This window comes from Halostella limicola, assembly GCF_003675875.1.
Taxonomy (GTDB): domain Archaea; phylum Halobacteriota; class Halobacteria; order Halobacteriales; family Natronoarchaeaceae; genus Halostella; species Halostella limicola.
This window is the reverse complement of sequence record NZ_RCDI01000008.1, coordinates 25,872-50,966: the sequence shown is the minus strand read 5'-3', so window position 1 is coordinate 50,966 and position 25,095 is coordinate 25,872. Positions and strand designations below refer to the sequence as shown.

Here is a 25,095-nt window from a genome sequence, read left to right as displayed (position 1 = left end):
GCGTTCGGGTCCGACCGGAAAATTCCTTATCAAAGAGGTGAGACAGGTACGCCGGCAGCGGGCGAAGGTGATACTCGCACTTCGTTTAAGTTCTTCTCGCGACAAGGGTTCGTAGTGACGAGGACGCGCGCGGCTCGGACCTGTTCCTGCGACGGCGCTTCCCCTGCAGCCCCGACTTTATATACGCACGAGCACGAAGACCGTACGAGATGACCAGCGGTCGCACCCCCGCGCCTGCGGGACCGCCGTCGAACATCGAACGAGCGTGGCTGCGCCGCGAAGTGAGCAGCGGCCCGGGCGACGGCGCGCTCTCCCGCGTCGACGCGGTCAAGGACGAGCGGTTCCGGCGATGGGACGTCGTGACCCCGAGCGCGACGCTCATCGGCCGCGCCGACGGGCCCGACGAGGACGTGGGCGAGAACCTCCGCCGCCTCCACGACGAGCAGCACCCGGCGATGGAGGGCCACAGCGCCCGGATGCACCGACTGGAGAAGGCCAGGATCACCCACGCCCTCTGCAACACGCTGTCGCTCACCGCCTGGGAGCGCGACCGCGCGCTCGGCATCATGACCGACCTCGACCTGACGGCGTTCGGCAGCCAGCGCGCCATCCAGAAGGTAGCGCTGGTCGTCGTCCAGTACGTCGTCGACGAGGAGCGAAAGCGCCGGCTCGGCCTCCACGACGACGAGTGGGTGCGCGAGCAGGACCCCGAGGCGCTCGCGGAGCTCTCGGAGCGCTTCGAGTCGCTCACGGACGACCCCCGGTTCGAGGACCTGATGGAGGAACACGGCCTCGACGTCACCGCGGTCAACCGCCTCACCCGGACGCTCCGCGACCAGCTCGAGGAGCAGGACCTCGACGGCGCGGCGCTCGGGCGATCGCCGTTCCGCGACCCCAGCATGCCGGCCGTCCGCGACCGGCCCGAAGAGGAGAACGGCGCGGTGCCGCAGGACGGATAGCCGCAGTCTCTCGCTACAGGCCGAGTTCCCGGCCGATGACGAGGTGCTGGATCTCGCTCGTGCCCTCGCCGATCTCCATGAGCTTCGCGTCGCGGTAGAACCGCTGGGGAGCGAAGTCGGTGGTGTAGCCGTAGCCGCCGAGCGTCTGGACGGCCTCCTCGGCGACCTCCCGTGCGGCCTCGCTCGCGTCGAGCTTGGCGAGCGCGCTCGCCTTCGTGACGGGCTCGCCCTTGTCGTACTTCCATGCGGCCTTGTGCGTGAGCAGGCGTGCGCGCTCGGTCTTGCGCTCCATCTCGACGACCTTGTCCCGGATGGCGTCGAACTTGCTGATGGGCTGGCCGAACTGCTCGCGCTCCGTCGAGTACTGCTTCGCCGCCTCGTACGCGCCCTGCGCGAGGCCGACCGAGAGCGCGGCGATGGAGATTCGCCCGCCGTCCAGCGTCTTCTTGGTCTGGTCCCAGCCGTCGCCCTCCTCGCCGAGCAGGCGGTCCTCCGGCAGGCGGACGTCGTCTAACTGGATCTCGCAGGTGGGCGAGGCGTTCAGCCCCATCTTGTCCCAGATCGTCGTCACCTCGAACCCGTCGTCCTCGCGCGGGTCGACGATGAACGTCGAGATCCCGTCGTAGCCCGCGCCGGGGTCCGTGACGGCCTTCACGAGGACGCTCCCGGCCTCGCTGGCGTTCGTGATGAACTGCTTCGTCCCGTTGAGGACGTACTCGTCGCCCTCCTTCACCGCGCGGGTGTCCATGTCGCTCGCGTCGCTACCGCTCTCGGGTTCGGTGAGCGCCCACCCGCCGACGTACTCGCCCTCGGCCAACGGCCGGAGCCAGCGCTCCTTCTGCTCCTCCGTGCCGAACAGCTCGATGGGCTTCGTGGCGAGGCTGACGTGGGCGGCATAGGAGAGCCCGACGGAGCCCGAGACGCGCCCGAGCTCCTCCGCGACGAGCGCGTACATGAGCTGGTCGCCGCCGAGACCGCCGTACTCCTCGGCGACGGGGACGCCCATCATGTCCAGTTCCGCCAGCTGGTCGAAGACCTCCTGCGGGAACCGGTGCTCGTCCTCGATCTCCTGAGCGATCGGAGCGATCTCCTCCTCGCAGAACTCCCGGACGCTGTCCCGGATCATCCGGTGTTCGTCGGACAGGGTGAACTCCATATGCAATACTTGCCGAACCGAAGATAAAAACATGGGAGATCCGATCCGTCCGACTCCTCCCGGCGGTGAACGACCGACTACGGAATCATCGGTTCGTCTATTGTTGTATTTATAACTAATTTCCGTAAATTTTATCCAATCGAAAGGTGTCACTGCGGTCGTGCGACGACGCAACTTCATCGCCGCGCTGGCGACGACGGCCGTCGGAGTCAGCGCCGGGACACGACGGGGTATCGCCGCCGACACGCGCTCGCTCGCGCAGGCGTCGACGATCGACGCGCTGTCGTTTTACTCGACAGCGAGCCTCCTCGCGCCCGACGAGACGCCGCTGACCGACGACGAGGTGGTCGCCGTGTGGGCGGAGTCGTCCGCGTACAACGTCGACGAGGACGGGAACGGCGACGCCGTCGACTACCCCGACGACGTCGCGATCCCGCTCGTGGCCGTCGACCGCGACGCCGACGCGGTCGGCTACGGCGCGCCGCTCGCCAACGACGACGCGAACTTCGACCTCGGGAACGAGGAGTTCGTCCTCAACCTCTGGGACGAGCACGTCGACGGCGACCGGATCGTCTGGGACGAGAGCCACGACCAGTTCTACGACCGCTCGGAGTACGACGTGTTCGTCGATTACGCCGCCGAGAACGGGTACGAGATCGAGGGAACGGACTCGCTGACGGACTCGCTCTCCGACGCGGACGGCGTCGTCGTCACCTCCCCCAGCCGCGCGTTCACCGACGAGGAGGCGGCTGCGCTGCGGTCGTTCGTCGACGAGGGCGGCGCGCTCTTTCTCGTCCACCAGTCCGACTTCCGGGACTTCGACGAGACGGCCAACCTGAACGCCCTCGCTGACGCACTGAATCTGGACTTCCGGTTCAACGACGACCAAGTGATGGACGATGACTCGAACGCAGGACCGGAGTTCAACCCCGTCACGAGCAACTTCAACGACTCGTTCCCCTACTTCGAGGACCGCGACGGCCTCGGGTTCGAGATCGACCCGACCGAGACGTACGACGTCGAGGTGACGGAGGTCGCGGACGGCGACACCGTCACCGTCGCGTTCGAGGAGGGGAACCAGGAGAGCATCCGCGTGCTCGGCGTCGACACCCCCGAGTCGGCGGGCAACGCGCAGTTCGTACGCCTCGAAGAGTGGGAGGGGATCGAGGACCTGACGTACCTGCAGGAGTGGGCCGCCGAGGCGACGGCGTTCGCCGAGGACGAACTGCTCGGCGAGACCGTCACCGTCTCGTTCGACCCGAGCGAGGGCGTCCGGGACGAGTTCAACCGGGTGCTCGCGTACGTCGACTACGACGCCTCGGGCGACGCGAGTAGGGACACGACGTACAACCGGGAGCTTATCGCCCGCGGCCTCGCCCGCGTGTACGGGTCCGGGTTCGGTCGCCACGACGAGTTCTGGCGGGCCGAAGCGGCGGCGCGGGCCGACGGCGTCGGCCTCTGGGCCGAGAGCGACCCGGAGAACAGCGAGCCGATCCGGAACCGCGACGTCGACGACCTGTTCGTCCCCGACCCCGTCACGATCACGACGAGCGACCGCCACGTCACGCCGAACCGGGTCCCGGTGTTCGCCGAGGACACCGCCGAGGGCGCGAGCGCCGTGACGAACGGCCGCGTCCCGCTCGCGGCCGTCGACGAGGACGCCCGCGTCGGCCTCGTCGCCGGGCCGCTGATCGATGAGTCCTACGAGGCCGCCGAGGACTACCCCGTCGACACGTCGGGGTACGAGAACTTCGTCTTCCTCACCAACCTGATCGACGCGCTGGCCGACCGGACCGACGACCAGGTGCTGATCGAGGGCGGTCACGGCCAGTTCGCCGCCGGCTACGCCCTCTCGAACGAGGACGCCGCCTACTACCAGCGCTATCTGGAGGGCGTCGGCCTCGGCTTCGAGCAGGTGAACGAGGTGACGGGCGACCGCCTCGACGACGCCCGCGCCATCGTGATCACGACGCCCGCGGAGGCGTTCGGCGCGGCGACTATCGAGGAACTGCGGTCGTTCGCCGCCGACGGCGGGGCCGTCGTCCTGCTCGGCAGTTCCGCCGCGCCGACCGCGGCCCGCGAGAACCTGAACGCCCTGGCGGACGGTCTCGGCACGGACCTCCGCGTCGGCGGGGGCGGCGTCACGGACCCGTCGTCGAACGTGAACGACGACCCGTCGGTCCCGACGACGACCGCGTTCAACCGCCGGTTCAAGATGTTCTCGGCGTACGACGGCGCTGACGGCTCGGCCGGCCGCGGCAACGGTCGCGGCCGCGGCGACGGTCAGGGCAACGGACGCGGCCGCGGCCGGGGAACGGCTCGCGGCAAGTAACGGACGCTGACGTTACGCGCGGCCACCGCGGGACTCGTCCCTGCGGAGACCTCCCGACGGCGCAACTCCCTCGCGGCCGCCAAGGCATTTATGCACCCGCGTCCTTCTCTAACCGACATGGAAGTGCGCGACCTGGTTCGGGGGACCGTCGACTGGAGCGACATGGAGGCGGTCGCGCGGGAGCTCGCCGACCGGACCGGTCGAGACGCTGTCAGGGTGACGTTTCTGGAGGCGGACAACTGGCTCTCGACGCCCTGCGTCGTCGACGAGGAGTGGTTCGTGAAGGTCATCTCGCCGCAGAACTCGCTCGTGCACGCGCTGTTTACCACTGGCCGCAACCTCGGCGCGGTCACGAGCGGCCGCGGGGGCTTTTTCGACCACGTCGGCAGCCCCGTCGAGATGGCCGAGCGGGAGCTCGCCGCCACGGAGCGGATGCGAGAGATCGGAGTGAACGCCCCCGAGCCGGTCGAGGCGTTCGAGGTGGACGGCCTCGGCGTCCTCGTGCTGGAGTTCCTCGACGACTTCCGGACGTTCGAGGACCTCGACGCCGGGGAGGCGCGCCGCCTCGTGCCCGACCTCTTCGAGAACCTCCGTCGGCTCCACGACGACGGCCTCGCCCACGGCGACCTGCGCGGCGAGAACGTCCTCGTCAGGGACGGCGAGGTGTTTTTCATCGACGCGACGAGCGTCCGCGAGGACGGGATCGCCGACGCGCGCGCCTACGACCTCGCCTGCGCGCTGGCGACGCTCGAACCGGTCCTCGGGTCGGCCGACGTCGTCGATCTGGCGCGTGAAGCGTACTCCCTCTCGGACCTCCTCGACGCCCTGGAGTTCCTCGATTTCGTCAACGTCCGGCCGGACCACGACTTCGACGGCGAACGCCTCAAAGGCGAGATAGAGAAGGTCGCGGCGTGACTCGCGCTCACTCCGCCTCGACGCCGGTGATCTCGAACCGAGCGCCGCCGTCGCCCCCGTCGACGACCGCGACCTCCCAGCCGTGGGCGGCGGCGATCTCGCTGACGATGTACAGGCCGTAGCCGGTCCCGTCGGCGGTCGTGGTGTGACCGGCCTCGAACACGTCTCCTTTCTCGTCGTCCGGGATCCCGGGGCCGTCGTCCTCGACGAAGAAGCCGACGGCGTCGCCCTCCTCGGCGGCGGACTCCGGGCCGTCGTCCCGGTCGTCGACTTCGATCGGACCGACGGCGATCGTCACGTCGTCGCCGGCGTGCTCGACCGCGTTCCTGAAGAGGTTCTCGAACAGCTCCTGGAGGCGGAACTCGTCGGCGACGACCTCGGTCCCCTCGGCGTCGACCGCCAGCGTCGCCGCCCCCGTCTCGACGTTCGACCACACCTTCCGGGCGACGGCGGCGAGGCTCACGGGCGCCGTGTCGCCGACGACGCGCCCCTGGCGCGCGAGCGAGAGGACGTCCTCGATGAGCGACTCCATCCGGTCGAGGCTGCGCTCGATCGACTCCACCCGATCGGTCGGCGTCGACGGTTCCAGCAGCGACAGCTCCCCGCGGGCGACGTTCAGCGGGTTCCGGAGGTCGTGAGCGACGATGCTCGCGAACTCCTCCAGCCGCTCGTTCTGACGCTGGAGCGCCTGCTCGGAGCGGATCCGGGTGAGGGCCCCGGCCGCGAGCTTCGTCAGCACGCCGAGGATCTCGACGTCGGGTTCGTCGAACGCGTTGGGCTCCGTGTCGCCCGTACTGAGGACGCCGTGGTCGCCGATGGGGACGTAGACGCCCGATCGCAGCGCGCCGCGGTCGTAGTCGTCCTCGGTTCGGTTCAGGTCGTCGAAGATCTGGGGCTCGCCCTCGCGGTAGGTGCGCGCCGCGGGCGTCTCCCCGTCGATCCGGTAGCTCGGTCGCTTGCCCGCCTCCGTGACGGCCTGGTCGTTGGCCGCGAACGTGCGCAGCATCTCCCCGTCCTCGTCGGCGAGGCGCACGGTCGTCATGACGTAGCCGAGGATGTGCTTCGAGGCGGTGGTGACGATCCGGGCCACGTCCATGCGGGTCTTCGCCTCCATCAGGTCCCTGCTGGCGTCGTGGAGGGATTCGAACTGCAGCTTGCGGCGCTTCAGGTCGGTGACGTCCTGATAGCTCCCTCTGACGCGAACGACCGCGTCGCCGTCGAACTCCGGCTCGCCACGCGTCCGGATCCACCGCGTCTCGTCTGTCGGGTCGCCGAGCCTGAGTTCGACGTCGTACGGGACGCCGTCGCGGATCGCCTCACCGAACGCCGCTTCGATCGCCTCCCTGTCCTCGGGCTCGTAGAGGTCGAAACTCTCCGCGAGGGTCGACTGGTCGTCGACCGGCAGGCCGTGGATGCGCCGGACCTGCTCGCTCCACCACAGCGTGTCCGCCTCGGCGTCGTACTCCCAGGCGCCCACGTCCGCGATGTCCTGGGCCTTCGCGAACAGCTCCTGGCGCCGGCGCTCCGTCCCGCGGCGTGCGGCGTCTCGAACGGCGCGTTCGACTCGATCTACCAGGACCTCGGGGCGCTCGGCGACGACCGCCTTCGGAACGTAGTCCGTGACGCCGACCGACAGCGCCTCGGCGTTGGCGTCGTCGTCCCCGCCGATAAGGAACAAGGGAAGGCGCGGGTGTCTGTCGCGTACCGATCGCAGGAATTCCGTCGCGGCGGCGTCCGGCAGCCCCGACCCCACGACGACGCAGTCGATCCCGCCGGAGGAAAGCAGTTCTCGCCCGGCGGCGGGGGTCGTCGCCGCACGGACGGCGATGCTCTCGCTGCGCCGTTCGAGCGGGGGCGTCGCCTCGTCGGCGTCGCTCTCGTCGCCGACGATCAGGACGTCGATATCGCCGCCGTCGGGCGGCTGAGGTTCGAGTGGCGTCCCGGTCAATCGTATCAGCGATACGGATGCGTCCCACGACTATTTGCCTTGCGGCCCGCGTTTCGCTCGCTCCGGCGGTAGCCGCGGCGCGGACGGACTCGCGCGTCGATCCGCGCGGCGTGCTACCGAGTACCCTCCAGATCCCCGCGCCCTCGCCGACCCTATCCAGTTCGAACTAGATGATTTTATAATTGTGGATGTTCCAATATTTGCCAAGCATGAGTCAACAGACGACCGGCGAGGTCTACCAGCACTACATCGGCGGCGAGTGGACGGACGGCGAGAGCATGGAGACGTTCGAGAGCGAGAACCCGGCGACGGGCGAGAGCCTCGGCGAGTTCCAGCGCGGCACCGAGGCCGACGTCGACCGTGCGATGGCTGCCGCCAACGACGCGTTCGAGGAGTGGCGCGAACTCTCCCGCATCGACCGGGCGGAGTACCTGTGGGACATCTACCACGAGCTCCGCGACCGCCACGAGGAGCTCGGCGAGGTCGTCACGAAGGAGTGCGGCAAGGAGATAAGCGAGGGGAAAGCCGACGTCACCGAGGCCTGGCACATGGTCGAGTGGGCCGCCGGCGACGCCCGGCATCCGAAAGGCGACGTGGTCCCGAGCGAGATTCCCGCCAAAGACGCCTACATGCGGCGCAAGCCCCGCGGCGTCGTCGGCTGCATCACCCCCTGGAACTTCCCCGTCGCCATCCCGTTCTGGCACATGGCCGTCTCGCTGGTCGAAGGCAATACCGTCGTCTGGAAGCCCGCCGAGCAGACGCCGTGGTGCGGCCAGATCATCGCCGAGATGTTCGAGGACGCCGGCATCCCGGACGGCGTGTTCAACATGGTGCAGGGCTTCGGCGACGCCGGCAACGCCATCGTCGAGGACGACCGCACCGACACCGTCCTCTTCACCGGCTCCGCGGAAGTCGGCCACGGCATCGCGGACAAGGTCGGCGGCGAGCCCGGTAAGCTCGCGGCCTGCGAGATGGGCGGCAAGAACGGCATCGTGATCACCGAGGAGGCCGACCTCGACGTCGCCGTCCACTCCGCGGTGATGTCCTCGTTCAAGACGACGGGCCAGCGCTGCGTCTCCTCCGAGCGCCTCATCGTCCACACCGACGTCTACGACGAGTTCAAGGAGCGCTTCGTCGAGATCGCGGAGCAGGTCGCGGTCGGCGACCCGATCGACGAGGACACGTTCATGGGTCCCGCCATCGAGGCACAGCACGTCGAGAAGATCCACAAGCACAACGAGCTCGCGCGCAAGGAGGGCGCGAACGTGCTCGTCGACCGCGCTGAGCTCGGCGACGAGGAGATCCCGGACGGCCACGAGGACGGCCACTGGGTCGGTCCGTTCGTCTACGAGATCGACTACGACACCGACCTGCGCTGTCTCAAGGAAGAGGTGTTCGGCCCCCACGTCGCCCTTGTCGAGTACGAGGGCGACATCGAGCGCGCGGTCGACATCCACAACGACACGCCGTACGGTCTCGCCGGAGCGATCATCTCCGAGGACTACCGGCAGATCAACTACTACCGCGACAACGCGGAAGTCGGGCTGGCGTACGGCAACCTGCCCTGCATCGGCGCGGAGGTCCAGCTGCCGTTCGGCGGCGTGAAGAAGTCCGGCAACGGCTACCCCAGCGCCCGCGAGGTCATCGAGGCCGTCACCGAGCGCACCGCTTGGACGCTCAACAACTCGAAGGACATCGAGATGGCGCAGGGGCTGTCCGCGGACATCAAGACCGAAGGGGACGATTGAACGGAGAGGACCGGCCGCAGGCCGTGTCCGAACAGCGATCGCCCCTTCGAAGAAGGACGACGATTAACCGGCGAGCACCGCGGAGCGGGTGCGAGCCGTAATCTCGCCCTCAACGAAACCGACGACTGATCGGTGAGGCCTCCATGGCCGAACAGTAGTCTCGGGGTCGCGAACGAGCGATTTTTCGGCCGCGTTTTCGAGTGCGAGAAGCCGCCGCTGTGCGATCTCAGGCCGGTAGAAGTAGCGAGGTACTGAAAGAGGACGAGGACGGAAGACGCGGTGGGACGTCCCGAATCGGAACCGCCCGGGCGGTTCCGGGTGTGGACGCGGACGCGAGCGCGACGGGCTTGCCGGCTCGACGTGAAAAGCGTCGACTGCCGGCACTGGGGGATAAGGTGCGGAACGGTATAAAGGGTAGGGCTTACAGCCGCCGGTCCCGAAGGGCCGGGAACTCGTCGCGGACCTCGGTGACGGCGTCCGGGTCGGCCGTCGCGGTGACGAGCGCGGGGTCGTCGTCGCTGCTCGCTATCGGCGTCCCCCAGGGGTCGTAGACCGTCGATCGGCCGAGCAGTTCGGCGTCGTCGAAGGCGCCGCTGCCGTTGATCGTCGCGACGTAGAACTGGTTCTCGACGGCGCGGGCCCGCGAGAGGGTCTGCCAGTGCTCGACGCGGGGGTACGGCCACGCGCTCGGGACCAGCGTCAGCGTCACGTCGTCGGCGAACTCGCGATACAGTTCGGGGAATCGGAGGTCGTAGCAGGTGGTGACGGCGACCGTGTGGTCCTCGAACGAGGCGACCTGAATGCGCTCGCCGGGGACGAGCAGTTCGTTCTCGGCGGACTCGTAGCCGAACAGGTGATGCTTGCGGTAGACGAGGCGCCGCTCCCCTTCGCGGTCGAACAGGACGGCGGTGTTGGCGAGGCCCTCGTCGGCGGGGGTGTACGCGGTCTTCGTCGCCGCGAGGTCCTCGACGATGCTGCCGGCGAGGACGCCGACGCCGTGCTCGGCCGCCGCCTCGGCGATCCGGGTGAGCGTCTCGCCCTCCAGCGGTTCGGCGCGGCGGTGGTACAGATCGAACGCGAAGTAACCGACGTTGAAGATCTCAGGGAGGGCGACGAGATCCGCCCCCTCGCCGGCCGCGGCGGCGACGGCGTCGACCGCGCGGTCGACGTTCGCCTCGACCTCGCCGGCCTCGATCTCGATCTGGGCGAGCGCGACCTTCACGCTTCGACCCCCAGGTCGGCCCTGAGCGCGGCTTCGAGGTTGTCGAGCTCCTTGTCGAGGTTCCGTCGGAAGAACCGCTCGACCCCCGGGAGGCGGCCGTCCACGACGAAAGAGTTGACCAGTTCGCAGCCCTCGTCGGTGGGGACGACCTCGTGCTCGCCGGTGACGCGCATCACCTTCGACCGACCGACGAACTTCACGTAGCGGGGCGGGTCGCGCTCGACCTCCTCGGTCCTCACTTGCGCCGACGTGTCGAGAAGCGGGATGGGGAGGTTCACGTGCCAGATGGCCTCCCGGCCGTTTCCGTCTTTGAGTTCGAAGTCGGTGACGACGCTGATCGACCGGGCGCGCTTCTCCGGGTCGGCGATGAACTCCCAGACGCGCTCCGGCGGCACCGTGAACTCGAACGTCCGCTCAACCCGGACAGTCATGATAGTCCTTCCAGCCCGAGATGGTAAAAGTCCGCTGGAACGTTAGCTCTGAGTGACCTTCCAGGTCGTCGACCGCGCACGCCCCCACTTCTCGATGTCGACCTCGTCGCTCTTCTCGGCGAGCCGCGGGAGGCGCACGCCGACCTGCTTCGCCGAGAGCTCGATGGCGTCGGCGATGTTCTTCGCCCGGAAGTACTGCTCTCCCCGGGAGACGCTCTCGCGCAGATACGCGAGGATGCGTCGTTCCTCTTCGGTGTACTCAGTCATCGTCTACACGCCCGTATACGGCGCTGATACGTATAACCATTTCCGTGATCCGGCGGCACTCACCAGTAGACGTGGATGTACGCGACCGTCAGCGAGGCGAAGAGCATCGCCGCGCCGAACCCCCAGGCGGCTGCCTGCTCGGGGGCGCCGACGAACGCGCCGACGGCACCGACGGCGGCGAGTAGCGAGAACAGCATCGCGAACCCGATTCCCTTGTCCGACGCGACGGAGTCTGTCGTCATGGTCGCCCCTTCCCGCGGCGGGGACTTAGTTCATTAGGAAAGCCTATGCCGGTCCCAGAACTCTCCCGGCACGATGGACGGGGAACGGATCAGGTCCGGACTGCTCGGTAGCAAGCTTCGCGTCGCGGCGACGACCCTCGGCGTCATCGGCCTCGCGGTCGGCGCGGCGGTCGCAGCGGGACTGCTCGGCGTGCCAAGCGTCGAGAGCGTCGACAACGAGTTCGGCGAGGTCGACGAGACGACGACGGTGATCGTCACCGACCTCGCGGTGGACAACCCCAACCCGTTCGGAACTGGCTTTCTCGGCGCGTCGGCCGAGTACACCGTGCGGATGAACGGCGTGCCGATGGCGAACGGCTCGAAGGAGGACCTGGACCTCGACCCGGGGCGAAACGACGTGCGCCTCCGGACGCACATGGACAACCGGCGCATCCCCGACTGGTGGGTCACCCACGTCCGGAACGGCGAGCGGACCGAGGTCGCCATCGACGCGCGCATTCGCTCGGACGCGGTCGGTCGGAGCGTCCCCGTCGAGCGGACCGAGACGATAAACACCAGCATGATCGAGCGGTTCGACTCGAACGAGACGCGTCCGGTCGAGGCCGACAGCCGGGTGTTCGACGACCCGATGCTGTACGTCAACGAGACGCGGGGCGAGTGGGGGACCGTCACCGCCGAGGAGACGCCGATGGACGCGACCTTCGTCGCGTACAACCCGAAGTCCGTCCCCTACGTCGTCACCGAGATGCGCTACGAGATCACCATGAACGGCGTGGTCGTGGGCGAGGGGACGAGCGGGCGCGAGTACGTCATCGAGCCGCGGTCGTCCGAGACCATCGAGGCGCGGACGGCGATCCGGAACGAGCGCCTCGACGACTGGTGGGTCACCCACCTCCGCAACGACGAGGTGACGACCCTCCGGATCGAGTTCGCGGCGACCGTCGAGGCCGAGGACCCCACGTCGCTCACCGGCCGGACGCTGTCGCTCCGGCTCCCGATGAACGAACTCACCCACGAGGAGACTATCGAGACCGACATCCTCGGCAGCGAGAACGGGTCGGCGGGCGGAAACGGGACCGCGAGCAAGAACGTGACCGCGGCCGCCGCCGCAAGATAGCGTTGCCGACGCGCGATAACGACGACGTGCGGACCGTCGGCGGGACCTGACGCCGGCGACAGAGTTTTAGTGCTGCCTCCACCAGTACCACTCGCATGACACGGAGTACCCACGCTCCTGATCGAGTTCTTCTCCGGCGGTGAGGTATCGGTATCGACGACGGACGGCGGCGAGTCGATCGTAATCGAAGTCGACGACGACGAACACGAGTTACCCCGTAGCGACGCGGTCGCGCTGCGCGAGGCCATCAGCGACGCCGTCACCGAGACGCGCGAGTTCTTCCGCACGGCGGGCGCGTACCGCGAGGACGGCTCCTACGAGGTGACCCGCCGCGGCGCCGACTCCGCGGGCAACTCGAAGGTGTTCGAGAGCTTCGACGCCGTCAGGCGCCTGTACGAGCGCCTGCCCGAGACGTTCTCCGCGGAGGACGTCGAACGCACGGGCATCACGGGGTCGCGCAGGCACATGATGGTCAGACACTTCGCCGAACACCCCGCGTTCGACTGCGCGATAGACCGGCGGAGCCCCCTGACGGCGACGAAAGCCGTCGCGGACGGGACCGAGGCGAGCGACGGTCCGGACGCGTCGCAGCCGAACGCGACGGCCGACTGACCGGCTCGTCGCCGGTTCTGCCGTTTCGACGACGTCGTTTAGTGCCGAGTCTCGTCAGGGCCAGTTGCCGGACTGCTCGTACGCGTCCAGCACGCGGCGGATGGCGACGACGTAGGCCGCGGTCCGCATGTTCGGGAGGTCGTGCTCGTCGTACGCGTCGGTCAGGTCGTCGAAGGCGTCGACGATGATCGATTCGAGCTCGTCGTTGACCTTCTCCTCGGACCAGTAGAAGCGCTGGCGGTTCTGGACCCACTCGAAGTACGAGACGGTGACGCCGCCCGCGTTCGCGAGGATGTCCGGAACGACGACGACGTCCTTCTCGGTCAGCACGTCGTCGCCGTCGGGCGTGATCGGGCCGTTCGCGGCCTCGGAGATGACGTCCGCGCTGACGTCCGCCGCGAGGTCGGCGTCGATAGCGTTTTCGAGCGCCGCGGGCACGAGAAGATCCACGTCGAGCGTGAGCAGTTCGTCGTTGGTGACCTCCTTGTCGGCCTCGGAGTAGTCGACGACGCTGCCGGTCTCGTTCTTGTGGTCCTTGACGGCGACGGGGTCGAACCCGTCCTCGCTGTAGATGCCGCCGCTGGAGTCGGAGACGGCGACGACCGTCGCGCCGAGTTCGTCGGCCAGCTTGGCCGTGATCCAGCCGGCGTTACCGTAGCCCTGGACGGCGACGGTCGCGTCCGCGATGTCGCGGCCGAGGTAGTCGAACGCCTCGCGGGCGGCGATGACCGTCGAGCGCCCCGTCGCCTCGACGCGGCCGGCGCTGCCGCCGCTGGAGATGTCCTTGCCCGTGATGACGCCGGGGGCCGTGGTGTTTTCCAGAGTCTCGTAGGTGTCTTTGATCCAGTTCATCTCGCGCTGCCCAGTGTTGACGTCCGGCGCGGGGATGTCGCGGTCCTCGCCGATGAGTGGGCGCAGCTCCTTCGCGAACGACCGGGTGAGCCGTTCGAGTTCGTCCTCGCTGTAGTCGGACGGGTCGATCTCGATACCGCCCTTGCCGCCGCCGTACGGGATGCCGACGGTGGCGCACTTGTACACCATCCAGCCGGACAGGGCCTTCACCTCGTCGCGGTTGACGCCCGGGTGGTAGCGGATGCCGCCCTTGTACGGGCCCCGGTCGCCGTTGAACTGCGAGCGGTAGGCGCGGAACACCTCCATGGACCCGTCGTCCATCTCCACTGAGAGGTTGGTTTCGAGCACGCGCTCGGGATTCTTCAGACGGGTGAGGACGCCCTCGTCCACGTCGAGAAACGCCGCGGCGTCGTCTACCTGCTCTTGCAGACTCTCGAACGGATTGACCCCTTCGGACATGTATTAGAAGACGCCAGCAGCAGTGGTTAAACGTACTGGTTCTCGTATAATGCTGATAATAACGCGTTTTATGTGACAATATTGTGGGAGGGTTACGGATGTAGCTCTGAAATGCCAGATCGGACGATCGGTTTGATCGCCCAGAATACCGAACTCCAGTGGTATAATACGCCAATATCGCACTGACATCGCTCAAATCGAAACGGAGCGAACGAGAGAGTATTATGTGTTAATATATCGTAATAGAATAAATACTATATACACGTAGAGTTTGCCCACGAACGATGCAAGACACTGGTGCCGACGGAGTCGACTCGTCGAAGTTCGAACGTTTTCGGTGGAGGACGGCCGGCTCGTCCGTACCGCTGTCGACTGGCTCGAATCGCGACGGCGATCGAACGCGGCGAACCGCTGCGATCGAGTGATCGATATGTCTTCTGGCACTGCTGACACGGCTGTCGAAGCGACGGACGCGGAGGAACACGACGAGGCCGAGTCCGCCCTGGAGACGGCCCGGCGGCAGCTATCGCGCGCCGCCGCGCACCTCGATATCGACTCGAACGTCGTCGAGCGCCTCAAACACCCCGCGGGTGTGCACCGGGTCGCGGTCCCGCTGGAGCGCGACGACGGCTCGCTCGACGTGTTCACGGGGTACCGCGCCCAGCACGACAGCGTCCGGGGGCCGTTCAAGGGCGGCCTCCGCTTTCACCCCGGCGTGACCGAGGAGGAGTGCATCGGGCTGTCGATGTGGATGACCTGGAAATGCGCGGTGATGGACATCCCCTTCGGCGGCGCGAAGGGTGGCGTCGTCGTCGATCCGAAGTCGCTCAGCGGCGACGAGAAGGAGCGACTCACCCGCCGGTTCGCGCAGGAACTGCGCAGCGTCATCGGCCCGAAGCGCGACATCCCCGCGCCGGACATGGGGACCGACGCGCAGACGATGTCCTGGTTCATGGACGCCTACAGCATGCAGGAAGGCGAGACGATCCCGGGCGTCGTCACGGGGAAGCCGCCGGTCGTCGGCGGGAGCTACGGCCGCGAGGAGGCCCCCGGTCGCAGCGTCGCTATCGTCGCCCGCGAGGCCGTCGAGTACTACGACAAGGACCTCTCGGAGACGACCGTCGCCGTGCAGGGCTTCGGGAGCGTCGGGGCGAACGCCGCCCGCCTGCTCGACGACTGGGGTGCGACGGTCGTCGCCATCAGCGACGTGAACGGGGCCGTCTACGACGCCGACGGGATCGACACGCGCGAGGTCCCGACTCACGAGGAGGAGCCCGGCGCCGTCACCTCGTACGGCGAGGAGGACCTGACCAACGAAGAGCTGCTCGAACTCGACGTGGACGTCCTGATCCCGGCGGCGATCGGCAACGTCATCACCGAGGACAACGCCGCCGACGTGAGCGCCGACCTGGTGGTCGAGGGAGCTAACGGCCCGACGACGTTCGCCGCCGACTCGATCCTGACGGAGCGGGGCATCCCCGTCATCCCGGACATCCTCGCGAACGCGGGCGGGGTCACCGTCTCGTACTTCGAGTGGCTGCAGGACATCAACCGCCGGTCCTGGTCGCTCGACCGCGTCAACGAGGAACTGGAAACCGAGATGCTCGACGCCTGGGACGCGGTCCGGGAGGAAGTCGAGGACCGTGAGATCCCCTGGCGCGACGCGGCCTACGTCGTCGCGCTATCCCGCGTCGCGAAGTCCCACCAGAAGCGCGGGCTCTGGCCCTGACGGCTCACTCGTCGAGCGCTCCCGCCGCCCGTGCCCGCTCGACGACGCGCTCGGCCTGCGCGACCAGCGGCGCGTCGATCATCTCCCCGTCGACGCGGAAGACCCCCGCGTCCGCCGCGTCGGCCTCTTCCTTCGCCGCGAGCACCTCCTTCGCCCACTCGATGCGGTCCTCGTCGGGCGTGAACGCCTCGTTGATCGGGTCGACCTGTGCGGGGTGGATCGCCATCTTCCCGTCGTAGCCCAGTTCGGCGGCGAAGGCCGTCTCCTCGCGGAGCCCCGCCCCGTCCTCGAAGTCGGTGTACACGGTGTCGATCGCGTCCACGTCCGCGGCGCTGGCAGCGAGGACGACGTGCTCGCGCGCGTAGAGTACCTCCGTCCCCTCGTCCGTGCGGGACGCGCCGAGGTCCGCGGCGAGGTCCTCGGCCCCGAACACGAGCGCGTCCGTCGCGTCCGCTGCGGCGATCTCCTCGGCCCGCAACACGCCGCCGGCGGTCTCGACCAGCGCGAGGACCGGGAGGGATCGGCCGTGTTCGCCGACGAGTCGGTCGAGCGTCCGTACGTCGTCGGCGTCCGACGTCTTCGGGAGGACCACGCCGTCGACAGCGCCGCCGGCGTCGCCGTCGAGGACAACGTCCAGGTCCGCGTCCGCGGCGACGCCGACCGGGTTGACCCGAACGCAGACCTCGCAGTCGGGGTCGAACGAGGGGTCCGCGAGCACGTCTCGGACCGCCTCTCTCCCGGCCGGTTTCCGTCCGGGCGCGACCGCGTCTTCCAGATCGAACACGACCACGTCGGCGCCGCTCGTCGGCGCCTTGCGGAGCAATTCCGGCTGGTCCCCCGGGCTGAACAGAACGCTTCTGCGTGCCATACTCGCCGTCCGTTCGGCAACGGTTTCAAACTATCCGACCTCCGTCGTTTCCCGCCGGCGAACGCGTCAAAAATACGCCGCTTTCGAGGCGAAGACAACAGTCAAGATCCAATTAATTAACCGAATATTTACTTTACTGATGGGATATACTTAGGTGCTCGGGGGTCGTCTGCACTACCAACTTCGGGGGGAGAATCGACGCGACCGGCGCGAGCGTCGTGGTTAGGCGCAGACGGGCCCTTCCCCCGTACTGAAATCGAACATGACGAAATCTGATCAGACGACTGTCGGACGGGCGAAGCGCGCGGAGCAGGAAGCGACGCGGGAGGGGAGGTGGTCGTCACCCTTCGGCGACGCGACGCGCGGGCAGTCGTCGGTCATCGCGGTGGTCCTGCTGATCGGGCTGACGGTCACCGGAGCGACCGCCGTCCTCGTCGTCGGCTCGGACGCCCTCTCGGAGACCCAGCGCGGCGCGAACGTGGACAGCGCGGAGAACGCGCTCTCCCAGATCGACGCGAAGGCGAGCCGCGTCGCGGCGGGGTCGAACAACACGGAGGTGCTCACGGTGGCTGACTCCGGCGACGGTGAGACGCGCGTCGAACCCGACGCCGGTGCCGTCAACATCACCATGGAGAACGAGACCACCGGCGAGGTCAAGCGGGTCCTGCTCAACGAGTCGCTCGGGCAGGTCGTCTACGAGATCGACGGCGAGCGACTCGCCTTCCAGGGCGGCGGCGTCTGGCGCGCCACCGACTCCGGGAGCCGGATGGTCTCTCGCCCCGACGTGCACTACCGCGCGGACGGACAGGAGTCGCCGACCGCGACCATCCCGCTGACCCTGATCGAGGGCCGGAACTCCTCGGGCGACACCCTCACTATCTCCGACAACGGCACCGAGCTCCGGTTCCCGATCCGGAACGACGGCGACGACGAGACGTCGAACCCGATCTACGAGGGGCGGATCAACATGACCGTCCAGAGCGAGTACTACCTCGCCTGGGGGGACTACCTGGAGCAGCTGACCGGCGGCATCGCCGAGTACGACCACGACGAGAACGAGGTCAGTATCGTCCTCGTCTCGCCGCGCGACCGGAAGAACGTCCACCAGGGCCTGTTCCAGACCGGGACGGACACCAACCTCGTCATCGGCGCCGGCGGCGGGTCGGCGACGACCGACAGCTACAACTCGTCGGAGGGGCCGTACAACCAGTCCGATGCCGGCAACAACGGGACGATCGCGACCGCCGGCAACATCGAGGTTTCGAGCAACGGCGAGGTGAACGGCAACATCGAGGTGGGCGGTGACATCGACGTCTCGGCCTCCTCGGCGTACGTCGGCGGGAACATCTCGTACGGGCGCAACAACGACACCCACCAGAACGCCGAGATCGTCGGCTGGATGGCGAACAACGCCTCCGTGAACAGTACGCCGCCGATCCGGGCGTACGTCGAGGGGCGCATCGAGCGCTACGGCAACGACTCGAACAACGACAACGATGCGGCCGACAACATCAGTGACGACGACCAGATAGCCTGGGGCGCGAGCAGTCCCAACGACCACGTCACGCTTCCCGCCGGGAGGTACTACATCAACGGCTCCCTCTCGCTCACCGACCAGAACATCACGCTGGACACGACGGGCGGCAACGTCTACGTCGCGGTTCAGGAGGGCATCGACATGGACGGGTCGGCGAACATCTCCGTAAAGGGGGACAACACCGCACGGATCTTCATCCTGGACGACTTCACGATGGACGATCAGGCGCAGGTCCACGTCCCGGACGACAACGCCACCCAGATGTGGGTGTACGGGACGCCGGAGACAGACGTCATGTTCGACGGCAACGGCAACGGGAACAGCGCAGTGTTCAAAGGCGTCGTGTACGCTCCCAGCACTAACTCCGGCGCGGGCAGCGTCACCGTGGACGGCCACGCGGAGATCTACGGCGGGATCGTCGGCGGCACGACGCGCGTCCGCCAGGGCTCCATCCACTTCGACGAGGCCCTGCGCGGCGTCGACCCGCTCCCGGCGGAGGAGACCATCCCCCGAGTCACCCACCTGCACATGAGCGTCAACCGCGTCGAGATAACCGCCGACTGAGAGTCGCCGCGCTTTTTTTCCCGGTCGGTGTCGGTCCACGCATGCCCGGTCTGTACTACGAGGAGTTCGAGGTCGGCGAGACGATCGAACACGAGAAGCGCCGAACCGTGAGCGAACGCGACAACCAGGCGTTCTGCGACATGACGATGAACCAGCAGCCGCTCCACCTCGACGCCGAGTTCGCCGAGGACACCCAGTTCGGCGAGCGCCTCGCCAACGGCCTCTACACGATGAGCCTCGCCGTCGGCCTCACGATCCCCGAGACGACCGACGGCACCATCGTCGCGAACCTCTCGTACGACGAGGTCGAGCACCCGTCGCCGGTGTTTCACGGCGACACGATCCGCGCGCAGTCGACGGTGACGGACAAGCGCGAGACCAGCGACGGCGAGCGGGGCGTCGTCACCATGCGCGTCGAGGCGTTCGCCGTCAACCGGGACGACGAGCTGGTCTGTGAGTTCGAGCGGACCGTGCTGTCGAAGAAGCGCCCCGACGGCTAGACGCGGTACTCTACGTCGGGGGCCGGCGCGTCGACGCCCAACTCCGACAGCGCCGCGGCGACCGCCTCGAACGGGGACGCCTCCGGCACGTCGAACGGGTCCGCGGGCGACCACGCGTGGCGGACGGTCCACTCCGGGTCGACGACGAACAGGGCGCGGCCGGGGATGTTCCGGTGGGCGTGCCAGTCGTCGAGCGCGACGCCGTAGGCGTCCGCGATGCTCGCGTGGTAGTCGCTGAGCAGGGGCGTCCGGAGGCCGTCGCGCTCGACCGCGCTGGCGTTTGCGAAGACGGTGTCGCCGGTCATCGGCCAGACGAGCACGTCCTCGTCGTCGGCCCACGCCGACGTGCCGAGCGCGCGCAGGTCGTCACGACAGACCGGCGCGTGGGCCGACGGGACGAACGCGAGCACCGCCGCGTCGACGTCGCCGATCCGCCGGTGCAGGTCGTAGTACGACGGGTCGCGGCCGTCGACGCCCGGGAGCGAGAAGTCGGGCGCCGTTCCTCCCTCTGAGAGCACGTCCGGTGAGACGCGGGACGCGATAAAGAACGTGTCGGCGGCGACTCAGCTGGTCGAGTAGCCGCCGTCGGCCGTCAGGGCGTGGCCGGTGACGAACGACGCGTCGTCGCTGGCGAGGAAGGTCACGCAGTCCGCGATCTCCTCGGGCTTCCCGATGCGGCGCAGGGGGTACTCCTCCTCCATCTGTTCGCGGGCCTCCTCGGGGTCGTCGTGGCCGGCGAAGAACGCGTCGGCGAGCTGGGTCTCGACGAACCCGGGGCAGATGGCGTTCGCTCGCACGCCGTCGGGGCCCGCCTCGGTCGCGACGGTCCGCGTGAGGCTGATCACGGCGGACTTGGTCAGCGAGTACACCGACTGGTAGGGGAAGCCGATCTGGCCGCCCAGCGACGCCATGTTGACGATCGCGCCCGACCCCTGCTCGCGCATGACCGGCAGGGCCGCCTGACATCCGTACCAGGTCCCCTTCAGGTTAACGTCGATCACGTACTCCAGCGCGGTGTCGTCGGTGTCCTCGACGCGGGAGGGCGGGTGCCCGACGCCGGCGTTGTTGAACAGGACGTCGAGGCCGTACTCCGCGGCCGTCTCGTCCACGGCGGCGGTGAACGCGTCCGCCTCGCGCACGTCGAGTTCGGACGAGACCGCCGTGCCGCCGGCGTCCTCTATCCCCCCCGCCGTCTCCGCGGCGGCGTCGCCGTCGATGTCCGTCGCGACGACCGTCGCGCCCTCCTCGGCACAGCGCTCGGCGGTCGCCTGCCCGATACCCGACCCGGCGCCGGTGATAAACACAGTCTTGCCATCGAGTCGCATAGAACCCGACTCGTAGCCCAGCACTATAAATTTTGAACCCGTTGAACTGCCGCGGACGCTTCGGAACCCCTCGCTTTTCTCGCTGGCAGCCGTACTCGTAACGATGGACGACGAACCGTTCGCGGAGGAGCGGCGAGTGATACGCGACGTCGACGTCGAGGAGCACGTGCCGCTGTTCGAACGTCTCAGCGAAGGGGGGCCCAGGCAGTGGTTCCTCGTCACCGGCAACAGGATGGTCGTTGCGCTCGCGATGCTCGTCGCCGTCGCCGTCGCGCTGGTCGCGCTGGGGAGCGTCCGCACCCTGGAGATGCGGACGCTGCTGACCGAGACCACGACCATACAGACGCTGTTCACCACGCTGCTTTCCGGCATCATCCTGCTCGTCTCCATCGTCGTCTCGGTCAACTCCATCGTGCTGTCGCAGGAACTCACGTCGATCGAACAGCAGCAGGGCCGCATCGAGTCGTCGATGGAGTTCCGCCGATCGATCGGGAAGTACGTCAGCGAGGGCGTCGCGCCGACGACGCCCCCGGCGTTTCTGGAGGTGCTGTTGGACGCCGTCTCCGAGCGGGTCGACGAACTGCAGGCTGCGTGTTCGGACGTGCCCGACGACGCGCTCCGCGCCGACGTCGACGCGTTCGCCCAGAAGGTGCAAACGCACGTGGACGAGGTCGAGACCCGCCTCGAAGGGGAAGCGTCCGGAACGGCCGACATCCTGCTCGCGGGGCTGAGCTACGACTACTCCTGGCAGCTGTACGCGATCCGTCAGATCCGCGCCGAACACGAGGACGCGTTCCCCCCGGCCGCGTCGGAGACCGTCGACGAACTGCTGGACCTGCTCAAGCAGTTCGCGACCGGTCGGGGCTACTTCAAGACGCTGTACTACGAGCAGGAGTTCGCGAACCTCTCGACCGCGCTGCTGTACGTCTCGCTGCCGGCCATCGTCTTCATGTCGTACGTCCTGCTCGCGTTGGACGCCGCTCAGATCCCGGACGTGCGGATCTTCAGCATCGACGCGCTGCTAGTGTACGTCATCTTCGCCTACACCGTCGCGCTCGCGCCGTATATCGTGTTCACCTCCTTCCTGATCCGGAGCACGGTCGTCGCCCGCCGGACGCTGGGCGCGGGACCGTTCGTCGTGCGCCACGACACGGTCAACGTTCAGGGCGACACGTCGTCCGTCGAGGAGGACGAGACCGACGGGTCGGCCGAAGCCGGGACTGCGGACGTCGAGAGCGCGACCGACGGGAGCGGCGACGGCGCCGAGAACGGAGGCGCGACGGAGTAGCCTACAGGATGGTGCCGTGTTTCTTGTCGGGCAGGTCCTTCTCCACGTCCTCGTAGAACGCGAAGCGCGCTTCCAGTTCGTCGCGGAGGGTGCTCGGCGGTACGATCTCGTCGATGACGACCTCGCTCGCCATGCGGTGGACATCGATGTCGCGGCGGTACTCCTCCCGTTTCTCCTCGACGAAGCGCTCGCGCTCCGCCTCGTCATCGATATCGTCGATCTTGCGGCGGTAGACCGCGTTGATCGCGGCCTCCGGACCCATGACGCCGATCTCGCCGCTCGGGAGCGCGATCGTGGCCTCGGGGTCGTAGGCGGGACCGCCCATCGCGTAGATCCCCGCGCCGTAGGCCTTCCGGGCGATCACGGTCTGTTTCGGCACGGTCGCCGAGGAGGTCGCGTAGATGAACTTCTTGCCCTTCTCGAGGATGGCGTCCTTCTCGACCTGCGAGCCGGCCATGAAGCCCGGCGTGTCGCAGAGATACAGCAGGGGGATGTCGTAGGCGTCGCACTTCCAGATGAACTCCGCCGCCTTCTCGGCCGCGTCCGGGAAGATCGCGCCGGCGCGCTGGGCCGGCTGGTTGGCGACGATGCCGATCGGCCGGCCGTCGATCCGCGCGAAGGCGGTGATGATCTCCGGACCGTAGCGTTCCTGCAGCGGGAAGTACGACCCCGCGTCGACGACGCGCTCGATCAGGTCCGCCATGTCGTACCCCTTGTTCGGGCTCTCGGGGACGACGGCGTCGATGCCTTCGGGCGACTTCGCGGGGGCACGCGGCTCGCCCCGCGGCGGGTCGTCGTCGGCGCTGTCCGGCAGGTACGTGATCAGCTGCGCGACGAGTTCGCGGGCGTGCTCCTCGTCGCGGGCGACGAGGTCGGCGCTCCCGGAGTGCTCCGCGTGGACCGTCGCGCCGCCGAGGTCCTGCATGTCGATGTCCTCACCGGTGACCATCTTCACCATCCGGGGGCTGGCGATGGCCATCGCGCTGATCCCCTCGACCATGACGGTGAAGTCGGAGAAGACGGGGGTGTACGCCGCGCCGGCGATGCAGGGGCCGTAGAGGACGCAGATCTGCGGGACGCGCCCCGAGAGCATTGAGTGGTTGTAGTAGTACTTCCCGATCCCCTCGCGGTTGGCGAAGAAGCCGCTCTGCTGGTCGATGCGGGCGCCCGAGGAGTCCATCAGGTACAGCACTGGACGGCCGCTCTTCAGGGCGCGCTGCTGCATCCTGAGGAACTTCTCGACGCCCTTCTCCGCCATGCTGCCGGCCTTGACGGTGAAGTCGTTGGCCATGAAGTGGACGTCGCGGCCCTCGAACTCCGCCGCGCCGGTCAGCAGGCCGTCGCCGGGGAGGCGCTCGCCGTCGTCCTCGCTCCCCTCCGTGCCGTCGGGGTGCCAGGCGTCGAAGTTGGCGAACTTGCCGTCCTCGAACCCGATGCCGTCCTCGCCGAACCAGAGGTCGAGGCGGTCACGGACGAACAGCTTCCCCTGTTCCTTCAGGCGGTCGCGGTACTTCTCCGGGCCGCCAGCCTCGATGTCCGCGATCTCCTCGCGGAGCTTCTCCTCGCGCTCGGTCGGGCCGAGGTCGTCCTCGGCCGCCGCGGCGTTCCCGTCGGCCGCGACGGCGTGCGTGGCCGTCGGTTCGTCGCTCTGGCCGACGTACACCTCCACCTCGTCGCCGACGTGTTCAGCGAGCGCCGCCGCGATGGCCGAGGCCTCCTCGTCGCTGGCCGCCTCGCCGATTCGGACCTTCATAATCGTTTCTCCGACGGGTCATCTGAAACGCTTTTCCATTTACAATATTTGCGGCGACCGGAACACGCCCGCCGTGAGCGTCGCCAGACGGGCACGCGTCACTCGATCGGGAAGCGAAGCAGCGCCCCGACCCCGCCGAACGCCTCGTCGAACCGCCGGCCGTCCTCGAAGTCCGTCGAGACGACGACCGCGTCGCCGCCCTCCTCGTCGGTCTCCTCCTCCAGTTGGGTTATCGCCTCGACATCCTGCGTCTCGGCGACGATCAGGGTGTCGACGGCACCGTAGTCGAGCGCCTCCTCGGTCGCCTCGCGGCCGTACACCGCCTCGCCGTCGCCCTCCTTCACCCGCTCGAAGAACGCTTCGAGGGTGTCCCGCGTCGCGCGCTGGTCGGGGTCGAGCAGCTCCTGCTCCGCCCGGTCGACCAGCTGTCGCAGGCCCTGTTCGGAGGCGTACTCGACCGAAAACGCGCCGCCCGCGACCTTGTCCCGGAGCCGGTGGTCGAGGTACTCCTCCTCCAGGAACTCGTCGGCGGTGACCTCCGACCCGCCGACGAGGACCCGGTCGACCTCGTTCTCGCCGAGAAACGCTCGCTCGGCCTCCTCGGCGACCTCCTCGAAGAACTCGTGTTTCTGGCGCTCGCGCTCGCGCTCGAAGCGCTGGGCCGACTGGCCGCCCGCCTTCGTCTTGCCCATCACCTGGCTGTCGAGCGTCTCCTCGACGGTGAGGTCGTCCCCGCGCAGGCGTCCGAGCACCGCCCCGCCGCGCTCGACGACGACCAGACCGTCTACCGTCTCCGCCTCCGTGGCCCCCCGAAGGGGGTCGGCGTCGAACTCGTTGTCGAACTCGTAGGTCCACTCCGTGACCGGGTGGGGGAGGTCGTCGAAGACGTACGAGACGGTCTCCCCGTCGACGTCGCCGGCGTAGACGACGAGGCCGTTCTCCGGGACCGACTCGTAGTCGAGCAAGGTGTGGCGGACGCTGTCGAGCGCGTCGCGGTCGCCCTGCGTCGCGTGGTCGGCGTCGAGGTACTCGGCCTCCGCGTGGTCCTCCTCTATCTCCTCGCGGACCTCGCCGAGCGGCCGCTCCGGCGGCACGGCGAGCGTGAGGAGGTCGGTGTGATCGCTCTCGACCGACCGGACCCGCTCGATCCGCTCGCGGAGTTCGTAGTCTGGTGTCGCCATGAGGTACGCTCCGTACGAGGGCCAGCGGTTTACCTGTCCGGAGGCCTCCGCGGCGTTATAAAAGGGAAACGTCAGTTCGGCGCCGCTTCC

The 25,095-nt window shown here is 68.0% G+C and carries 22 protein-coding genes; 10 read left to right on the top strand and 12 right to left on the bottom strand.

Features of this window, described 5'->3' with window-relative positions:
- Window positions 1–209: 209 nt before the first annotated feature.
- Entirely contained in the window at window positions 210–959 is a 750-nt protein-coding gene (locus D8670_RS20105; protein ID WP_121819905.1) for a DNA-directed RNA polymerase subunit epsilon, read from the top strand.
- A gap of 13 nt (window positions 960–972) precedes the next feature.
- Here D8670_RS20105 and D8670_RS20100 read toward each other — a convergent pair whose 3' ends face one another.
- Window positions 973–2,115: an acyl-CoA dehydrogenase family protein gene (locus tag D8670_RS20100; protein WP_121819904.1), complete on the bottom strand. Its 1,143-nt coding sequence runs from the start codon at window positions 2,113–2,115 to the stop codon at window positions 973–975.
- A 160-nt stretch (window positions 2,116–2,275) separates the two neighbouring features.
- On the opposite strand from D8670_RS20100, the gene D8670_RS20095 reads away from it, so the two are divergent.
- Both D8670_RS20095 and D8670_RS20090 read left to right on the top strand, forming a co-directional pair.
- Window positions 2,276–4,447 (top strand): DUF4350 domain-containing protein, encoded by a 2,172-nt coding sequence (locus D8670_RS20095; protein ID WP_233752291.1) that lies wholly within the window; start codon window positions 2,276–2,278, stop codon window positions 4,445–4,447.
- A gap of 117 nt (window positions 4,448–4,564) precedes the next feature.
- Window positions 4,565–5,362, top strand: coding sequence for an RIO1 family regulatory kinase/ATPase domain-containing protein (locus D8670_RS20090; protein ID WP_121819903.1), 798 nt, complete (start codon window positions 4,565–4,567; stop codon window positions 5,360–5,362).
- 7 nt (window positions 5,363–5,369) lie between these two features.
- Here D8670_RS20090 and D8670_RS20085 read toward each other — a convergent pair whose 3' ends face one another.
- A complete protein-coding gene (locus D8670_RS20085; RefSeq protein WP_121819902.1) occupies window positions 5,370–7,310 on the bottom strand; it encodes a hybrid sensor histidine kinase/response regulator in 1,941 nt (646 codons plus the stop codon).
- 209 nt (window positions 7,311–7,519) lie between these two features.
- Here D8670_RS20085 and D8670_RS20080 point away from each other — a divergent pair, with 209 nt between their 5' ends.
- Window positions 7,520–9,058: an aldehyde dehydrogenase family protein gene (locus D8670_RS20080; RefSeq protein ID WP_121819901.1), complete on the top strand. Its 1,539-nt coding sequence runs from the start codon at window positions 7,520–7,522 to the stop codon at window positions 9,056–9,058.
- 421 nt (window positions 9,059–9,479) lie between these two features.
- Here D8670_RS20080 and D8670_RS20075 read toward each other — a convergent pair whose 3' ends face one another.
- From D8670_RS20075 to D8670_RS20060, 4 genes are read right to left on the bottom strand one after another with little or no spacing between them, the layout of a single operon-like run.
- Entirely contained in the window at window positions 9,480–10,280 is an 801-nt protein-coding gene (locus D8670_RS20075) for a nitrilase-related carbon-nitrogen hydrolase (RefSeq protein WP_121819900.1), read from the bottom strand.
- Complete coding sequence (locus D8670_RS20070) at window positions 10,277–10,711, bottom strand: SRPBCC family protein (protein ID WP_121819899.1); 435 nt, start codon at window positions 10,709–10,711, stop codon at window positions 10,277–10,279. Before D8670_RS20070 ends, D8670_RS20075 begins: the two co-directional genes overlap by 4 nt.
- 42 nt (window positions 10,712–10,753) lie before the next feature.
- Entirely contained in the window at window positions 10,754–10,978 is a 225-nt protein-coding gene (locus D8670_RS20065; protein WP_121819898.1) for a DUF7123 family protein, read from the bottom strand.
- A 59-nt stretch (window positions 10,979–11,037) separates the two neighbouring features.
- Window positions 11,038–11,220, bottom strand: a complete 183-nt coding sequence (locus D8670_RS20060) for a DUF7525 family protein (protein WP_121819897.1) — start codon at window positions 11,218–11,220, stop codon at window positions 11,038–11,040.
- Between the two features lie 73 nt (window positions 11,221–11,293).
- On the opposite strand from D8670_RS20060, the gene D8670_RS20055 reads away from it, so the two are divergent.
- Entirely contained in the window at window positions 11,294–12,337 is a 1,044-nt protein-coding gene (locus D8670_RS20055) for an LEA/WHy family protein (RefSeq protein ID WP_205254134.1), read from the top strand.
- A 183-nt stretch (window positions 12,338–12,520) separates the two neighbouring features.
- Window positions 12,521–12,949, top strand: a complete 429-nt coding sequence (locus tag D8670_RS20050; protein WP_121819896.1) for a DUF7528 family protein — start codon at window positions 12,521–12,523, stop codon at window positions 12,947–12,949.
- A 54-nt stretch (window positions 12,950–13,003) separates the two neighbouring features.
- Here D8670_RS20050 and D8670_RS20045 read toward each other — a convergent pair whose 3' ends face one another.
- Window positions 13,004–14,260: a Glu/Leu/Phe/Val family dehydrogenase gene (locus D8670_RS20045; RefSeq protein ID WP_121819895.1), complete on the bottom strand. Its 1,257-nt coding sequence runs from the start codon at window positions 14,258–14,260 to the stop codon at window positions 13,004–13,006.
- A 430-nt stretch (window positions 14,261–14,690) separates the two neighbouring features.
- On the opposite strand from D8670_RS20045, the gene gdhB reads away from it, so the two are divergent.
- Complete coding sequence (gene gdhB / locus D8670_RS20040; protein ID WP_121819920.1) at window positions 14,691–15,989, top strand: glutamate dehydrogenase GdhB; 1,299 nt, start codon at window positions 14,691–14,693, stop codon at window positions 15,987–15,989.
- A gap of 4 nt (window positions 15,990–15,993) precedes the next feature.
- Here gdhB and D8670_RS20035 read toward each other — a convergent pair whose 3' ends face one another.
- Complete coding sequence (locus D8670_RS20035) at window positions 15,994–16,857, bottom strand: HpcH/HpaI aldolase/citrate lyase family protein (protein ID WP_121819894.1); 864 nt, start codon at window positions 16,855–16,857, stop codon at window positions 15,994–15,996.
- A 262-nt stretch (window positions 16,858–17,119) separates the two neighbouring features.
- On the opposite strand from D8670_RS20035, the gene D8670_RS20030 reads away from it, so the two are divergent.
- Both D8670_RS20030 and D8670_RS20025 read left to right on the top strand, forming a co-directional pair.
- Window positions 17,120–18,958: a polymer-forming cytoskeletal protein gene (locus tag D8670_RS20030; protein ID WP_121819893.1), complete on the top strand. Its 1,839-nt coding sequence runs from the start codon at window positions 17,120–17,122 to the stop codon at window positions 18,956–18,958.
- A gap of 41 nt (window positions 18,959–18,999) precedes the next feature.
- The gene (locus D8670_RS20025) at window positions 19,000–19,458 is read left to right on the top strand and encodes a MaoC family dehydratase (protein WP_121819892.1); all 459 of its coding nucleotides are present in this window, start codon (window positions 19,000–19,002) and stop codon (window positions 19,456–19,458) included.
- Here D8670_RS20025 and D8670_RS20020 read toward each other — a convergent pair.
- A complete protein-coding gene (locus D8670_RS20020; protein WP_162994388.1) occupies window positions 19,455–19,976 on the bottom strand; it encodes a redoxin domain-containing protein in 522 nt (173 codons plus the stop codon). The two genes, D8670_RS20025 and D8670_RS20020, sit on opposite strands and share 4 nt — an antisense overlap.
- A gap of 45 nt (window positions 19,977–20,021) precedes the next feature.
- Window positions 20,022–20,783 (bottom strand): SDR family NAD(P)-dependent oxidoreductase, encoded by a 762-nt coding sequence (locus D8670_RS20015; protein WP_121819890.1) that lies wholly within the window; start codon window positions 20,781–20,783, stop codon window positions 20,022–20,024.
- A gap of 103 nt (window positions 20,784–20,886) precedes the next feature.
- On the opposite strand from D8670_RS20015, the gene D8670_RS20010 reads away from it, so the two are divergent.
- Complete coding sequence (locus D8670_RS20010; RefSeq protein WP_121819889.1) at window positions 20,887–22,071, top strand: DUF7972 family membrane protein; 1,185 nt, start codon at window positions 20,887–20,889, stop codon at window positions 22,069–22,071.
- Between the two features lies 1 nt (window position 22,072).
- On the opposite strand, the gene D8670_RS20005 is transcribed toward D8670_RS20010, so the two are convergent.
- Window positions 22,073–23,824, bottom strand: coding sequence for an acyl-CoA carboxylase subunit beta (locus D8670_RS20005; protein WP_121819888.1), 1,752 nt, complete (start codon window positions 23,822–23,824; stop codon window positions 22,073–22,075).
- A 98-nt stretch (window positions 23,825–23,922) separates the two neighbouring features.
- Window positions 23,923–25,005 (bottom strand): peptide chain release factor aRF-1, encoded by a 1,083-nt coding sequence (gene prf1, locus D8670_RS20000; RefSeq protein ID WP_121819887.1) that lies wholly within the window; start codon window positions 25,003–25,005, stop codon window positions 23,923–23,925.
- Between the last annotated feature and the right edge of the window lie 90 nt (window positions 25,006–25,095).

Excerpts from the sequence above, each read along its gene's own strand:
- D8670_RS20105 (WP_121819905.1), top strand. The coding sequence starts at position 210 with ATGACCAGCGGTCGCACCCCCGCGCCTGCGGGACCGCCGTCGAACATC.
- D8670_RS20100 (WP_121819904.1), bottom strand. The coding sequence starts at position 2,115 with ATGGAGTTCACCCTGTCCGACGAACACCGGATGATCCGGGACAGCGTC.
- D8670_RS20090 (WP_121819903.1), top strand. The coding sequence starts at position 4,565 with ATGGAAGTGCGCGACCTGGTTCGGGGGACCGTCGACTGGAGCGACATG.
- D8670_RS20080 (WP_121819901.1), top strand. The coding sequence starts at position 7,520 with ATGAGTCAACAGACGACCGGCGAGGTCTACCAGCACTACATCGGCGGC.
- D8670_RS20070 (WP_121819899.1), bottom strand. The coding sequence starts at position 10,711 with ATGACTGTCCGGGTTGAGCGGACGTTCGAGTTCACGGTGCCGCCGGAG.
- D8670_RS20065 (WP_121819898.1), bottom strand. The coding sequence starts at position 10,978 with ATGACTGAGTACACCGAAGAGGAACGACGCATCCTCGCGTATCTGCGC.
- D8670_RS20060 (WP_121819897.1), bottom strand. The coding sequence starts at position 11,220 with ATGACGACAGACTCCGTCGCGTCGGACAAGGGAATCGGGTTCGCGATG.
- D8670_RS20055 (WP_205254134.1), top strand. The coding sequence starts at position 11,294 with ATGGACGGGGAACGGATCAGGTCCGGACTGCTCGGTAGCAAGCTTCGC.
- D8670_RS20045 (WP_121819895.1), bottom strand. The coding sequence starts at position 14,260 with ATGTCCGAAGGGGTCAATCCGTTCGAGAGTCTGCAAGAGCAGGTAGAC.
- gdhB (WP_121819920.1), top strand. The coding sequence starts at position 14,691 with ATGTCTTCTGGCACTGCTGACACGGCTGTCGAAGCGACGGACGCGGAG.
- D8670_RS20035 (WP_121819894.1), bottom strand. The coding sequence starts at position 16,857 with ATGGCACGCAGAAGCGTTCTGTTCAGCCCGGGGGACCAGCCGGAATTG.
- D8670_RS20030 (WP_121819893.1), top strand. The coding sequence starts at position 17,120 with ATGACGAAATCTGATCAGACGACTGTCGGACGGGCGAAGCGCGCGGAG.
- D8670_RS20025 (WP_121819892.1), top strand. The coding sequence starts at position 19,000 with ATGCCCGGTCTGTACTACGAGGAGTTCGAGGTCGGCGAGACGATCGAA.
- D8670_RS20015 (WP_121819890.1), bottom strand. The coding sequence starts at position 20,783 with ATGCGACTCGATGGCAAGACTGTGTTTATCACCGGCGCCGGGTCGGGT.
- D8670_RS20010 (WP_121819889.1), top strand. The coding sequence starts at position 20,887 with ATGGACGACGAACCGTTCGCGGAGGAGCGGCGAGTGATACGCGACGTC.
- D8670_RS20005 (WP_121819888.1), bottom strand. The coding sequence starts at position 23,824 with ATGAAGGTCCGAATCGGCGAGGCGGCCAGCGACGAGGAGGCCTCGGCC.
- prf1 (WP_121819887.1), bottom strand. The coding sequence starts at position 25,005 with ATGGCGACACCAGACTACGAACTCCGCGAGCGGATCGAGCGGGTCCGG.